At 39.2% G+C, this 13,578-nt stretch carries 11 protein-coding genes; all 11 read right to left on the bottom strand.

The window, feature by feature from the left end; all coding sequences use genetic code 11:
- Nucleotides 1-50: 50 nt before the first annotated feature.
- A complete protein-coding gene (locus CD03_RS31800) occupies nucleotides 51-3,128 on the bottom strand; it encodes an EAL domain-containing protein (protein ID WP_052377596.1) in 3,078 nt (1,025 codons plus the stop codon).
- Between the two features lie 150 nt (nucleotides 3,129-3,278).
- Nucleotides 3,279-3,923 carry a TetR/AcrR family transcriptional regulator gene (locus CD03_RS0100545; protein WP_027291970.1) on the bottom strand — a complete coding sequence of 215 codons (645 nt, stop codon included), beginning with the start codon at nucleotides 3,921-3,923 and terminating at the stop codon, nucleotides 3,279-3,281.
- Nucleotides 3,924-4,330: 407 nt separating this feature from the next.
- Nucleotides 4,331-4,639, bottom strand: coding sequence for a hypothetical protein (locus tag CD03_RS37600; RefSeq protein WP_027291971.1), 309 nt, complete (start codon nucleotides 4,637-4,639; stop codon nucleotides 4,331-4,333).
- 363 nt (nucleotides 4,640-5,002) lie between these two features.
- Nucleotides 5,003-5,929 carry a ribokinase gene (locus CD03_RS0100565; protein ID WP_027291972.1) on the bottom strand — a complete coding sequence of 309 codons (927 nt, stop codon included), beginning with the start codon at nucleotides 5,927-5,929 and terminating at the stop codon, nucleotides 5,003-5,005.
- Between the two features lie 109 nt (nucleotides 5,930-6,038).
- The gene (deoC, locus tag CD03_RS31805; protein WP_330377089.1) at nucleotides 6,039-6,815 is read right to left on the bottom strand and encodes a deoxyribose-phosphate aldolase; all 777 of its coding nucleotides are present in this window, start codon (nucleotides 6,813-6,815) and stop codon (nucleotides 6,039-6,041) included.
- A 77-nt stretch (nucleotides 6,816-6,892) separates the two neighbouring features.
- A complete protein-coding gene (locus CD03_RS0100575) occupies nucleotides 6,893-8,026 on the bottom strand; it encodes a hypothetical protein (protein ID WP_027291973.1) in 1,134 nt (377 codons plus the stop codon).
- A gap of 47 nt (nucleotides 8,027-8,073) precedes the next feature.
- Entirely contained in the window at nucleotides 8,074-9,030 is a 957-nt protein-coding gene (locus CD03_RS31810) for an ROK family protein (RefSeq protein ID WP_044288802.1), read from the bottom strand.
- A 51-nt stretch (nucleotides 9,031-9,081) separates the two neighbouring features.
- Nucleotides 9,082-9,960, bottom strand: a complete 879-nt coding sequence (locus tag CD03_RS0100585) for a carbohydrate ABC transporter permease (protein WP_027291974.1) — start codon at nucleotides 9,958-9,960, stop codon at nucleotides 9,082-9,084.
- A gap of 14 nt (nucleotides 9,961-9,974) precedes the next feature.
- A complete protein-coding gene (locus CD03_RS0100590) occupies nucleotides 9,975-10,853 on the bottom strand; it encodes a carbohydrate ABC transporter permease (RefSeq protein ID WP_027291975.1) in 879 nt (292 codons plus the stop codon).
- Between the two features lie 100 nt (nucleotides 10,854-10,953).
- Nucleotides 10,954-12,396, bottom strand: coding sequence for an ABC transporter substrate-binding protein (locus tag CD03_RS0100595; RefSeq protein ID WP_156042699.1), 1,443 nt, complete (start codon nucleotides 12,394-12,396; stop codon nucleotides 10,954-10,956).
- A 187-nt stretch (nucleotides 12,397-12,583) separates the two neighbouring features.
- Nucleotides 12,584-13,531: a ribokinase gene (gene rbsK, locus CD03_RS0100600; protein ID WP_027291977.1), complete on the bottom strand. Its 948-nt coding sequence runs from the start codon at nucleotides 13,529-13,531 to the stop codon at nucleotides 12,584-12,586.
- Nucleotides 13,532-13,578 lie beyond the last annotated feature (47 nt).

Consider the following 13,578-nt stretch of genomic DNA (forward strand, 5'->3'; position numbering starts at 1 on the left):
TATCCTACTAATCGATATCTTATCAAGTGGAAACAGCATGTAATGTCTTCTCAGGAAGAAAAACCGATTTGTAAATAATGCACTTTAACTTTTCTTTCATCCCATTCTTCAACCCTTGCTTTGATATGAACCGGCGTTATGTGGTCTTTTAAATATGTGGATTCTTCGTAAACGTCAGAACTATGCTGGTCAATATATTTACATCGGTCACAGTTGCGGCATTGATCCCAAAACAGCTCATAACAACGCTTATTCAAACAGCTTTCTTTATCTTTTTTGATAACATTGCAAGCTGTTTCATTAATATAGATAATCTCACTCGTTATGGCATCACAGACAAACATCGCATCTGAAACATTGTCCAGCAAACGTATCGTCTTTTTTTCAATCATTGATGGAGTAGGAAGCTTCATATCCTTGTTATATATTTCAAATGTACTTTTTCCCTGTCGTTTTGCTGCAAGTAAAGCCATATCTGCATTCTTATAAAGATCTTTATGAGTGATACCATAATTGGGGGTGAAGCAAACACCGGCAGAACAAGAAAGAGTAATATTTTCCACACCCAGATTAACCGGTGCACATAACTTAAACATTTTTTCCTGTAGCTGCGAAAGTGAAAGCGCAAAGGGGATAAATACAGAAAATTCATCACCGCCAATTCGAGCGATTATCTCAGTTTCCTGAAAAATCTGATATAACCTTTCACCCACAGTGAAAAGTGCTTTGTCTCCTATTACATGGCCAAAGGTATCATTCACTGCTTTAAAATTATCTACGTCTAAGATAATAAAGATACCGTTTGGTTTATCATTATTGTGAAAAAAATTATCAATTCTCACTTCAAATTCTGCACGATTCAAGAGACCGGTCAGGACATCATGTTCAGCACGCTTACGCATTTCAATAATAGCTGCATTGATTTCTTTTTCCTGTTCAAACTTTTCCATCTTAGCAAATGCAATTGCATTTTGAACCCGCAGTTTTAATTGGGCGGTTTCGTATGGTCTTGCTGCATAGTCTGAAATTTCCATAGTCATGATTTCATTTTCAGAATCCAATACTTCGTCATACAACACAATTAAAGGAATATTATTCTTTTTGCTGGCATTTAACAGTTCAGACATCTTCTCTGGTTTTATATCCTCAGATAAACTTACCATTACAACAGCAATTGTTTCTTTGCTCTCATGAATAATGTCAATAGCTTCTGAGATTCTGTATATATGCTCCATAGAATATTGATGGCTAAAATCCTTATAAAGAACCGGATAATCTGTAGATTTCCGATCTAAGACTAGCATGATTTGTTGCTTAATCTTAGAAGCTCTGCTGAACCGCTTATATTCTTTTGATTCCGTATCAGGCGTTCGGATGTTTGATTGTAAAAGGTACTTTTCAAACTGTTTCTCTGACATAGGTTTTGCATAATAATACCCCTGCGCATATTCACAGTTAAGGGTTTGCAATAAATGAACTTGTTCCTTAGTTTCTACACCTTCAGCTACCACCTGTAAATCCATCCATTTTGCCAGGCTGATAATAAAACTCAAGACGCTTTTGTCACTATTCTTATTTTCTTCTTTTTGAATAAAACGGATATCCATTTTTATAATATCTATCGGAAGCTCAGATAACATGTTGAGTGATGAATAACCTGTTCCAAAGTCGTCCATTTCAATAATAAATCCAAACCTTTTCAGTTTTAATATAGTATCAATCAACTGCTCCGGATTCTTTGTATATGCTGTTTCAGTAATTTCCAGGTGCAGATATTTCGGGCTTAATTTGTATTTTCGAATCATAGAAATTAATATCTGAGATAGTTGAGGATTATATATATCGGCTCGGGAAACATTAACAGAAATCGGGGTAACCTGCTGGCCTTTATCTTTCCAGGCTTTCAATATCTGACAGCATTGATCCCATACGTAAATATCTAAATCAGTAATAAAACCATTTTTTTCAAATAGAGGAATAAACTCACTGGGTGACATAAAACCTTTTACGGGATGACTCCAGCGTACAAGTGCTTCTGCTCCAATGATTTCTTCTGTTTTCAAATCGTATTTCGGTTGGAAGTATACTTTGAACTGATTTTCTGTCAAAGCAGTTTTCATGTCTGATACAATCATTTGCTCATCCAAAAGTTTTTGTCTGATTTTATCATCATAATATGCAAAATAAGTGTCGTATTTTCCTTTGATGGATTCTTTCGCAAGACTGGCTCTATCACACATAATATTAACAGGAGTGAAAGAGTCTTCAATAAAATAAATACCATAACGTAAAACCAGATTAAGCTTTATGTGATCTGAAAATTCATTAATTTGGACTATTGTATCTGTAAACAGTTCATTGCTGTAAGTATTACGGTGCGGGACCATGCAGGCAAATTCGTCTGCACCAATTCTGCCGCAAATACCATATCCTTTCAGTCTGTTCTTTAGTGTACTGCCTATATGCTTTAATAACTTATCGCCAATCTGCATCCCATACATATCGTTGACCAATTTAAATCGTTCGACGTCAAAGCATATTAGATCATACTTTTTTTGCGGATTGTTCTGCAAGATTTCATATGTTTGCATGTAAAAATATTCTTTTCCATATACTCCGGTAAGAGAGTCGTTTTGTACCGTGTTTACAAATGTAGCTGTCTCTCGAAGATAGATAGTGTTGGAAACCCGATGTTTGATAATGTCCGGCTTATAGGGCTTGAGAATATAGTCATTAGCCCCAAGAGAAAGTGCTTTTACTTCTGCATCTTCGCTGTTTTGTCCACTTGCTACTATTACAGGTATTTGTGACAAATTAGCATCCTCACGCATTTGCCGGAGAACCTCATAACCATCTAAAACAGGCATGACAATATCAAGCAAAATTACAGAGATGCTCTCATATTTTTCACGCAGTATCAACAATGCATCTTCTCCATTTTCCGCTTCAATTATATTATAATCCATGCTGAGTATCTTACTTAATATCTGCCGATTGACTTTATTATCATCTACAACCAGAATATTTTTTATAGAAGGCATTACTGCACCTTGATTTTGTGAAGTTTCTACATATTCACTATTACAATCCGAATGTTCTCTATGCCACTTTTTATAATTTTTTTGCATAATTATGCCTCCTCCATAGCTATAGCTGGCAGAACTTTTGTATCGGTCGCAGTGTGCGACATGCTTGCTTTTAAAAAAACACCGCATCACCAACGACCGGTGTTTTGTCTTTATAACAAGATAAACTTTATAAACATTGTTTGATTTAGATTAACATCCGTTTTTTAAATATGCCGTTAAAACCGTAATAAATGAATCAATTAATAATTCAGGATTCGTTATTTGCTGTGACTCCTCATCGCAATATAAAAAAGCAACTCTTTGAAGTAATCCCTTATAAGCTGTTGTAACCATTTGAAAAACGATATCTTTATCTATGTCTTTTCTTATAGATCCATCTTGTAACGCGGTTTCGATTGCAGCCGCCGATGCGACTTCTACGTATCCCGTACCATCTCCCATATGTTTTTTGAAGATACCAAGGCTCAAATTATTTTTTGAGAAATATACTTCCAGCTCTGTAATATTAATTGTAATCTCATAATGCTTTTTGACATGATCTGCTCTTATCTTCAATATTTCTATTATTTGTTCAAACCCTGTCATAGTTAAAAAGCTCTCATTTTCAAAACAATTCTTGATTTCTATGTAAGACTGATTCAATAGTAAAGCCATAGCCTGCATCACCAGATTATTTTTATTACCGAAATATCTCTGCAGCGATCGGGTTGTAAGCCCCGCACGTTTTGCTACCATCGTAACTGTGGTTAATTCCAAACCGTGAACTTTGAAGCATTCAATGGCACATTTTAGAACCTTTTTTATATTTTCCTCCCGAATTTCTTCGTTCGCCATTAATATCCTCCTTTATTACAAAAAACATAAGTTTATAGAAACATATTATAGCATTGTTTGACAAAAGTCAATATACTTCCCCCTTGAGTTTCCGCAGTTCTATCCACAGAACCACCATTGCTGTTTCTAAATATACACAACTTTTTAAAAATGCCGAAAATATAAGGAATCCTATCCCTTTTTGATGTAAAATTAAGCTACCAAACAAAAATCTCACTAAACAAAAAGAAAGGGGATTCCTTATGGCTTATATTACATCAAATACCTACCAAATGAAACGAGAAATTTTGACTTTTTCCAATAAATTTTCAAGAAAGCTTCCAAAACCGGAACGGAATTTATTGCTGTATGAATTATGGTATGCTCGCTTACGGAAGCTGCCTGCTTACGGATATTGTAGATCAGCTTCATGAAACTTCCAGGAAAATCAACTTGTTGACCGCCTTTCTCAGCATCTTGCAAAGCGCACTCCCAAGGTAGCTCTGAAAGCTTATCTCACACAACTTAAAAAGTGGTGTCCTGCTCAGCCTGTTATCCATATCGACGACAGAGATGTTGTCAAACCCGACGGTTATAAATTTGAACCTCTTGGCTAAGTACGTGATGGTTCCGAAAGCTCTTCCACAAAAAATGTCTATAAAAAGGGCTATCATATAACCGAAGCCACGGTGCTTACCAACAACAATCATCCAGTCAGTATCTTTTCCGTAATTCATTCTTCCAGTGAAAAGGACTTTACCTCCATTAACGATGTCACTTTCTCCGCTATAGACCTGGGCAGCTCCCTGTTTGATAAAGCAACTTTTGTCATGGACCGTGACTATGTTACTACTACCTGCTCGGTTGCAATGGCAAGATCTTCTGGCTTTCCCTTTTCTGAAATCTAATTCTTTCTACTCCCAGTAATTTCAAAGGTTTACATACTCCCATAACAGCAGCATATATACACTTGCATATGGTGCAGTTTTTGCCTAGCTAGGACATCCAGCCTCTGATATACAGCTACTTATCAGACGAAAGTAAATTTTATATAAAGCAAATCCTGCTGTAACTTATTATCATTTACTAAATATATTTCTCTATCGTGCCAAAATAAATTTTTCAATCTCATTACCATCGGGCATAGAGACCTGAGAACCTTTCCTGGTCGTAGTCAACGCACCGCCCGCATTTCCAAGACGAATGGCTTCCGACACAGACTTGCCACAGGCGACAGCATAAGCAAATACCGCGTTAAAAGAATCACCTGCTGCCGTTGCATCCACTGGCTCAATTTTGAATGCAGGTACAATGCCCTGTTCTCCATCAACGGAATAATACGCACCTCTGCTGCCCAGAGTAATAATTACCCCCCTTGCACCAAACATTCTGAAACGCTCTGTTATTTCTTCCAAATTTTCATCCGTAACAGTAACACCTGTGTAAAATTCCGCCTCTGTTTCATTTGGTGTAAGAAAATCAGCCATATGAAATACCTCTTCTGAGATCGTTTTCGCCGGAGCAGGATTAAGCACTATCGGTACATTTGCCTCATAAGCAATTTTCACAGCAATTTCTACAGCTTCTGTATTCACCTGAAGCTGTGTCATAAAAACATCTGCACTTTCAATCAGTTGCCGGCAAGCCAGAATTTCTTCTCTGGTAATATGCTCATTTGCCATAGGCGCCACAATAATGGCATTGTTGCCTTCTTTATCCACATGAACACAGCACGTGGATGTACTATGTTCCTTTGACATAATTACATGACTTACATTTACTCCGGCTTTTACTAACTCAGCACACAAAAACCTTCCCCTGTCATCGTCTCCAACCATACTGATCAAATAAACCTCGGCACCTAATCTAGCCGCCTGAACTGCCTGATTGGCCCCTTTTCCACCCGAGAAAAATCCACTGTCAAATCCGCTGACTGTCTCTCCCATATGCGGAAGATGATCCGCCCAAATAAAACAGTCATAAATCATATCACCCAGCACTACGATTCGTTTATTATTTTTGAGCATATAATCTCACCCTCTTTAAGTCAAGCACCAATTTATCAGCACTTATATTTTCGTTAGCTCGTATAGTTTTCTAACTCAAGATGCTGCTCGTTTGTATAATTAAAACAGTTTAAATCTTCGGTGGCTGGTTTTCATTAGAGGCACAGTACGCATCGTTATCTCCAGTATCAATCTGAACTAAACGGCTTGTTCCCATACGAACAGCGCCGGCTTTTACCATAGCGACTACATCCTCACGATTCATAATACCAGTAGATGCCTTAACCAGCATATCTTCTCCCACTACACGTTTCATGAGCCGTACATCTTCCACAGTAGCTCCGCCATTGCCCATACCAGTTGATGTTTTTACATAATCCGCACCGGCTTCTTTGGCCAGAACACAGGCTGCAATCTTTTCTTCTTTCGTCAGATAACATGTTTCTATGATTACTTTTACATGCGCCTTACCTTCTGCCGCATTCACCACTGCATTTATATCCTGATACACAGCATCATAATCCTTATCGCGAAGAGCACCTATATTAATAACCATATCCACTTCGTCAGCACCATCTTCAATTGCCAACTTCGTTTCTAAAGCCTTAACCACGGGCAGATTTGCTCCCAAAGGGAAGCCAATAACACAGCATGTCCTGATATCTGTACCCGCCAATTCCTTATGAACCATCTTTACGTGTACCGGATTAACACAGATAGATGCTGCCCCGTGCTCTTTACCTTCTTTGCAAAATTTTTTCACAATATTTCTTTTAGTATAAGCACGAAGAACCGTATGATCACAATATTTACCTAATGGTAATTCTACTGGATATTCTTTAGACGCTCTTCTCTCCTGCTCTATTTCTGCAATCATTTTATTTACACTCTTTGTTAAATCTTCCATATCTAACCTCCTCCAAGGATCTGAATATATATTTGATCTTCCTCGGTTAAATCATTATTTTGATTTTTAAAGCATTCTCATTCTATATTCTCTAAAAATCCTGTACGGCAAGCAATTATTTTTTTATTTCCATCTTTTCCTATGATAGCAATATGTTCTTCATCAACCTTTACTATATTCTCCACACCAGGATAGTCATGATCAATCTCAACAATGCCCTGTATCATCCGATACTCTCTTACTTCTTCATTAAATTCATCATACATGTGATAATCTTTCTGCATAAAAGGAAGTTCCTCTTGTACCGAAGTAATCCCATAGCAAAAATATCCATTTATCTCCTCCAGTCCAATGCAGCCATTTACCCGGCCATTCCACGGAGCATAGTAACGTCCATTATTAGAAGTCCAAACCATGTTATTTCCAAGATTCCTGGGATTCTTTAGATGGAAATACAGATAACCTTCTTCTGGAATCCCAAGAGTTGTATAACAAAATTCTTTTGATGGATTTGAAATATGCATATATATATCATCAAAACCTTTGATAAAGGGATGGTGTGTCAGATCCACCGTGTTGCCATAAATTGTTGGCACTTTTTCCATATCCGTAATCTTATGACCTGGGACAAGGCAGGAATATCCACCTTCTGCAGGGTCTTCAATATGTACAGGTGCTGTCCAGCTTTCCAATGGTTTTGAAAAATCCAGAAAGGCACTTCCTATTTTCTCCGGGACCCGCAAAGTTGGATGATATCCTACCGGATATTTCCCTTTCGCACCACTAATTCTATCACTCAAATAAATACAATTTTCTCCGTCAATTAAAGTATATTTCTTCTCCAGCAATGCATGATCTTCTTCCAACACAGCCTTCAGATATAATACCTGTTCACGCCCCCTGCATACAAAGGCCGTTTTCTCATAATGAGTTGTTGCCGGAAAACCATGTACTGGATATTGAATGTTCTGATAGAGTTTATTCAGTCCAAAAGGGAAACAGAACCAACACCCACGCATGGCGGACTCATTATCTCCTGTTTCCTCCTCCCACCATGGTGCAAGATAATATGGATTAACCACTGCTTCACTAATATGAAAATCCGCCGTCATTCTGCCGCTTAGTTCAGTGATAAACACTTTAACTTTATCATTTTCAAAACAATAAGATAGTTCACCATTATTTTCAATTAATCTTACTTCTTTCTTCATCACGCGGTCCTCTCAAAATTCATTTAGTAATTTTTTCAGATCTATCTTTAAACCGGGTTAAATCCATCCTGAGCATAAAGTGCCGCACCAATTGGTACATTATTATCCAGCATCTTGCAGATTACAATCTGATAACGGTTCTTGCCTGAAATAAACACATATTGATCTGTATATTTTCTGACAGGTTCTAAAATCAGCTCTCCTAAATTGGCAATACCCCCTCCTAATGCCACTGTATCAACTCCCAGCATAGATATTGCATTGGCAATACAAATACCCAAATACCTGCATACAAGATCAAGTTCTTCCTCTGCAAATAGGTCTCCATTTATCGCAGCCTCTGCCAGCAACCTGCAATCCAGTTTCCCACAGTCACCTTGGCACATATCGTACAGCTTAGACGACTTGGGTACATACCCAGGTGAACGAAGCCGCTTCTCTATCGCTATTCCACTACAAAGTGTTTCTATCCTGCTCACTTTACCCGGAGACGGTGAGGTCCAGTCCGCCATATAAGTATTTCCCATATAAGCAGCACCATATCCGATGCCATCCCAAGTACGTCCATCCACAAACAGCGCACCTCCAATACCTGTACCGATATTGGTATAGAAGAATTTTCCTGACTTTTGCCCACTGCCAAATTTTAATTCAGCATAGCCTCCGGCTACAGTATCGTTTACTACTGTAACCGGTAAGTGAAAACACCCTTCCATCCACTTCTTTAGTTCAAACTCCTTCCATCCTGGCACCTGAACTGATATCAGGACACGCCCCGTCCTTGTCTCCAATGGTCCGCCAAAACCAATTCCTATGGCCTTTACATCAGGATAACGCATTAACAATTTTGCAGATTTTTCTCTTACCCACTCCTGAATATCAGAAGCACCATTCTCATGAGGAACTTTCTCTGCTATCTTGTCAATTATCCGCCCCACACCATCACAGACTGCAATTTGCTGCTTAGTACCCCCGATTTCTATACCCAAATACAATTGACACATTACTGATCTCCTTTAGTTTTTCAGTTCATATGGTGGCCATCTTCGCTATCTCTAGCCCTTAACCGCACCAGCAGTAATGCCATCTACAATTTGCTTCTGCATCGTTGCAAAAACAATCAACTGTGGCACTATTAATATTACAATCGCTGCAGTCATGGACGCATAGTCAGAAGCGTACAACCCTCTGAACAAACTGGCAGCCATAGAGATCGTCGAATGCTCATTGGAAATCATCAGTGTTTTAGCAAGCACAAAATCATTCCAGATTCCAATAAACGATAGGATAAAAATCGTTACTAAGGTAGACTTAATCAGGGGCAGATATATCTCGCACAAAAGTTTCCAGATTCCACAGCCATCAATAACAGCCGCCTCCTCCAGCTCATTAGGAATGCCGCGAAATGCATTCACCATAATAACCGTATTCATGGGGGCGCACCAGGAAATATGAACCAATGACATAGCAATAATATTATCATACAAGCCTATCTTCTCTACCAACTGATAGACTGGAAAAAGCAGCACAAAAGACGGGATGATAATTCCTGCCAGAAAATATGTATAGAACGCATCGTTCCACTTATCATTACCAAAACGAATTCTTGCTATCGCAAAACTACTCAAAAAGGAAAATATCATCCCCACAGGCAGGCCAATTGCCATCTCAGTAAAAGTATTTTTCAGCATCTTTCCCCAGGGGATTTTTTCAAAAGCTGCTTTATAATTGATCCACTGTACTTCCTCCGGAAAAGACAGTGGGTTAGAAAAGATTTCCGTGTTTGATTTCAGAGAAAGGAAAACAACCCAAACCAGAGGGATTATTCCCACCACAACAATAAGAAGCACTAATAATTCTTTTAGCACATGCCCTGGCTTGTGCACACGCTTTGTTTTTTTCGATTTGTGTTCCGCCATCGTTATATTCGCCATAGTTTTCTATCCTCCTAAAGCTCAACACTTTTCCGTCTTGACAGATACTGCATAAGCAATGTCACCGCAATTGCAATTGTAAATTCTACAACCGCAATAGACATACCATAACCAACCATACGATCTGTAAATGTCGTAGAATACATGTAAGACACAATAGATTCTGAAGAGTGGTTGGGACCTCCGCCAGTCAAGATATATACATAATCATAAATTTTCAAAGCCCCAGTCAGAATGAAGATTGCAATGGAGAAAATCGTATCATGCAGCATGGGAATCATCACCTTCGTAATCTGCTGCCACTTCGTACAGCCGTCAATCAAACTGGCCTCCAGCACTTCTCCAGGAAGGTTCTTTAAACCCAACTGCCACAAAACCATGTAAAAGCCTATGCCTCCCCATGTACATACAATCGCTATAGAATAGGGGCTCAATTTAATACCGCCAATCCACTGCATAGCCATAGAATCCAAACCAATAGCTCTTAAAACATTGTTAATCAGTCCAGCAGACGGATCTAGGATAAATAACCAGATAAGACCCGAGATTGCCCCCGGAATGACATAAGGTGCAAACAAAATCGTCTTATACGTCGTATTCTTACGGCAGGTCTTTTGCAAAACAAGTGCAAGAAAAAAAGAGATTGGTATAGTCAGAACCAAATTTACTGCCGCCATCTTCAAAGTATTTGTAATGGAAGTAAACATTAATTTATCCGTCAACAACAATTTATAGTTTTTAAAATTATTCCATACTGCCTCTCCAATACCATTATAAGTAGTAAAACTATAAATGAAAGCCAAAACCAGCGGCAGCATAAATAACGCCGTATACATAAAGAGCATTGGAAAGACAAAGCCCAGAAATTTTTTCTTTGAATAAAGATGATGCATATAAAACCACCCACCTTTCTAATTAAGGATGGCCAAAGAAAATTTCTTCGACTTTTCTTTAACCATCCCGATAACTACTCACACGTTTTCATTTCCATATTTACTGCCTGTCAACCCAATCCTGAAGCTGAGAAAGAGCCTCATCCGTCCCAATGGTTCCCGAAATAATTGAAGTCATCGCATTCCAGATTACAGTGGTAGAACCGTCTAGTGAGCACCAGCTATTTGGATCAATAACAGAAATAACACTGTTATCCGTTGCTACTTCAACCGTTAGGTTTCCAACCGGTCCAATTGCAGATAAGGATGTAGTATCTACCGAAACCGCTGGTATGTGGCCATATTCCTCAAGTTCAATCTTAACCCGATCTTCACTGGTAATCCATTTAATAAATGTTGCAGCCGCTTCTTTCCTTGCCGGATCCTTATCCAAACTAGCTCCAAAAGTGATACACCACGAATATGGACGCATACCACATTTGGCATCCAAAACGCCGTCCTCAAATTCCGGTCCCCAGTTAAATACGATATTTTCTGCAATCTCACTTTCATCCATATCGCCAACCATCCAGCTTCCGCCGCAATATATCGCCGCATCTCCAGCCAAAAAAGTTTCCTGAGCCTGGGTATTGTTTATGGTTGTCACATTGTCCGGGTAAGCACCTGCCTGCTGCAGTTTTACCATGTAGTCAAATACTTTTCTCAAAGATTCACAATCCGCAAGCTTCAAACTTCCATCCGCAAAATCATTCCAATAATTTTCTTCTTGCGTAAAACCCAGTCTCGAGTACCAAGCCCAGTATCCCCACAATGGCCACTGCTCCAAACCGCCATGTGCAATAGGAGTGATGCCGTTTTCCTTAAACACTTTTACACAATTAAGCAGTTCATCAAAAGTCTCTGGTATTTTCAAACCATACTTTTCAAAAAGTGCAGAATTATAATACCACCCTTGAATTTCTGTTTCATTTGCAATCGCATACAACTCCTTCTCAGAATAACATGCATTTCCCTGCAATTCCAAAGCCGAATCCGTAAATCTAGAAGTAAATTCTTTATCCCCAAGATAATCCGACATATTGGCGATATCGCCACCTTCAATATACTGACGCAGATACTTATCCGCATTCATAATCATGAGATCCGGAAGCCTGTCTGCACTTGCTGCCATCTGATACTTCTGAGACTGATTATCAGACTCACCGCCAATCTGTGTAATATTAATCTGAATCTTCCCCGCATATTCTTTATTGAAATCCTCAATATTTCTTACCAGATAATTTTCCTCAGCAGTCAACCCCTCTGTACCAGGATTCCAAAATTCTAGCGTCACCACTCCACCAGCAGGCTCTGTATCGGTCGCATCATCATTTTTTGCTGCTGTATCTGATGTTTCATCATTCTTAGCTGCTGTATCTGTAGATACATCTGTTTTTGTATCTTTGGTGTCTTTGGTTTCTGTCTTACCACCGCATGCGATCATAGAAAGTGACATTGCAGCTGCCATTAATAATGCTACCAGTTTCTTTTCCTTCTTTTTCATTTTTTTACCCTCTTTCTTTTTTAGTTCATTATCAGCGTATTCTTTTGAATACCCCAAACGACATCTTCCCGCAAAACCAAACCTTTTATTACTACTGTTTTTTTATTTAATCAATAGTATCACCTCAATTCGTCTGACAACCTGCTCTTTCCTTAACTCTTTTGGATTCAAATAAAATATCTGCCTTTCAATGCGCTACCGGGCTGAGTCTTTCACCATGTTCGCCCAAAAAAAGTTCAATCTCTTCCATCGTTGGCATCGCCGGTGTAGTCCCAAGACGCTGTACCGAAAGCGCCGCTAAAGCATTGGCAAATCTCACCCCCTCCCAGATATCATTTCCTTTGGAAAGTGCAGCTAGTAAACCACCGTTAAATGCATCTCCAGCCCCGGTCGTATCAATTGCATTAACTTCAAATGCCGGAATAATTTTTTCTTTTCCGTCACAAGAAACAAATACTCCCTGGGAGCCAAGCGTAATCGCCACTACCTGAACCCCTCTTTTGTAGAAATACTCTGCAGCCTTTTTCGCCGACTCCAAATCCACAACATGTATCCCTGTAATCTCTTTGGCTTCCACTTCATTTGGAGTGACCATATATACTTTTGACAAAAACTCATCCGTAACCGGAGTATAAGGCGCAGTATTTACAATCACTTTACAGCCATATTCACAGGCCATTTCCGCAATCATCTCATTAGCATCCTGATTAACCTCCAGTTGAAGCAATACGTACTCTGCTTCCCGAATTACTTCTTTCATATTCGCAACTTCTTCGGGTGTAATCGTATCACACGCTCCCGGCACAATAACAATTTCATTATGGCTTGTCTTCTCATCCACAAGTATCAATGCAATCCCCGTTTCTACACTGTCCGAAAACATCAAACAGTCCTGAGGCATCCCCCATTCTTTCATCACGTCAAGAGCAACATCAGCAAAACTGTCTCTCCCAAGTTTGGTCACCATTATCACATCAGCCCCCGCTTTATGGGCAGCAACACACTGGTTGAACCCTTTGCCTCCAGGCCCCATCTTAAACAAGGACCCCCTTACCGTTTCACTATCAATCGGCAGACGCGGGCTTCGCGCCATTAAATCCACCACAAAACTGCCAAACACTACAACCTTTCCCATTTTTCTTCTCCCTATTTTATGTATTACGAATTCTATCGCTGGCTTTG

The sequence above is a fragment of the Robinsoniella sp. KNHs210 genome (assembly GCF_000686105.1).
GTDB lineage: Bacteria > Bacillota > Clostridia > Lachnospirales > Lachnospiraceae > Robinsoniella > Robinsoniella peoriensis.

What these genes read in the sequence shown, in the direction of transcription:
- CD03_RS31800 (WP_052377596.1), bottom strand. Translation starts at nt 3,128, where the DNA reads ATGCAAAAAAATTATAAAAAGTGGCATAGAGAACATTCGGATTGTAAT.
- CD03_RS0100545 (WP_027291970.1), bottom strand. Translation starts at nt 3,923, where the DNA reads ATGGCGAACGAAGAAATTCGGGAGGAAAATATAAAAAAGGTTCTAAAA.
- CD03_RS37600 (WP_027291971.1), bottom strand. Translation starts at nt 4,639, where the DNA reads ATGAATTACGGAAAAGATACTGACTGGATGATTGTTGTTGGTAAGCAC.
- CD03_RS0100565 (WP_027291972.1), bottom strand. Translation starts at nt 5,929, where the DNA reads ATGCTCAAAAATAATAAACGAATCGTAGTGCTGGGTGATATGATTTAT.
- deoC (WP_330377089.1), bottom strand. Translation starts at nt 6,815, where the DNA reads ATGGAAGATTTAACAAAGAGTGTAAATAAAATGATTGCAGAAATAGAG.
- CD03_RS0100575 (WP_027291973.1), bottom strand. Translation starts at nt 8,026, where the DNA reads ATGAAGAAAGAAGTAAGATTAATTGAAAATAATGGTGAACTATCTTAT.
- CD03_RS31810 (WP_044288802.1), bottom strand. Translation starts at nt 9,030, where the DNA reads ATGTGTCAATTGTATTTGGGTATAGAAATCGGGGGTACTAAGCAGCAA.
- CD03_RS0100585 (WP_027291974.1), bottom strand. Translation starts at nt 9,960, where the DNA reads ATGGCGAATATAACGATGGCGGAACACAAATCGAAAAAAACAAAGCGT.
- CD03_RS0100590 (WP_027291975.1), bottom strand. Translation starts at nt 10,853, where the DNA reads ATGCATCATCTTTATTCAAAGAAAAAATTTCTGGGCTTTGTCTTTCCA.
- CD03_RS0100595 (WP_156042699.1), bottom strand. Translation starts at nt 12,396, where the DNA reads ATGAAAAAGAAGGAAAAGAAACTGGTAGCATTATTAATGGCAGCTGCA.
- rbsK (WP_027291977.1), bottom strand. Translation starts at nt 13,531, where the DNA reads ATGGGAAAGGTTGTAGTGTTTGGCAGTTTTGTGGTGGATTTAATGGCG.